Origin of the sequence: Dietzia natronolimnaea (genome assembly GCF_002289575.1) — a bacterium.
Lineage (GTDB): Bacteria > Actinomycetota > Actinomycetes > Mycobacteriales > Mycobacteriaceae > Dietzia > Dietzia natronolimnaea_A.
Genome location: NZ_NTGA01000109.1, coordinates 1 through 771 on the forward strand (window position 1 = coordinate 1; position 771 = coordinate 771).

At 63.3% G+C, this 771-nt stretch carries 1 pseudogene; it reads left to right on the top strand.

The features are described from left to right. Positions 1–29: 29 nt before the first annotated feature. Positions 30–740, top strand: a pseudogene (locus CEY15_RS17875) (IS3 family transposase); the annotation flags it as partial. Positions 741–771: the final 31 nt, after the last annotated feature.

The window sequence follows — 771 nt, forward strand, 5'->3', positions numbered from 1 at the left end:
TTGGTGTTGCGTTGACGGTTTGAGTCTAAGGCGGCTTACTTCGCGCGGGAGCAGCGACCGTGAGCCGATACGAGTACATCGACTCCTGCAGGAACGACCCGTCCGAGACCAACCCGCTCTACAAGATGTGCGCCTGGCTGGCCGTGTCGACCTCCGGGTTCTACAACTGGCTCTCGCGCCCGACCTCGGCCACAGCTGCCCGCAGACAGGCGCTCACGGCCAGGGTGAGGCACTTCTTCGCCGCCACTGACGGCACGTACGGGTATCGGCGGATTCACGCCGACCTGGTCGACGAGGGCACCCAGTGCTCCCAGGAGTTGGTGCGTCAGATCATGCGCTCCGAGGGCCTGGTGGCCTGCCAGCCGAGACCATTTCGGGTGACCACCGAAGCCGACGACGCTGCTGCAGCCGACATGCCTGACCTGCTCGAACGCGATTTCACCGCCGAACGACCTGGGGTCAAGTTCGTCGGCGACATCACCTACATCCACACCTGGCAGGGGTTCGTGTACCTGGCGACGGTGATCGACTGCTACTCCAAGAAAGTCGTGGGCTGGTCGATCGCCGACCACATGCGCACCGAACTGGTCGAGACCGCTTTGAAGAACGCCGCCGCGACGACGGTGATCGAACCGCGGGCGATCTTCCATTCCGACCGCGGCAGCGTCTACACCTCGGGCGACTACCGCAAGCTGGTCAAGGACCTGGGGATGCGGTCGTCGATGGGCAGAACGGGCGTGTCCCTCTTAACCGGCTAATTCGATAATCATT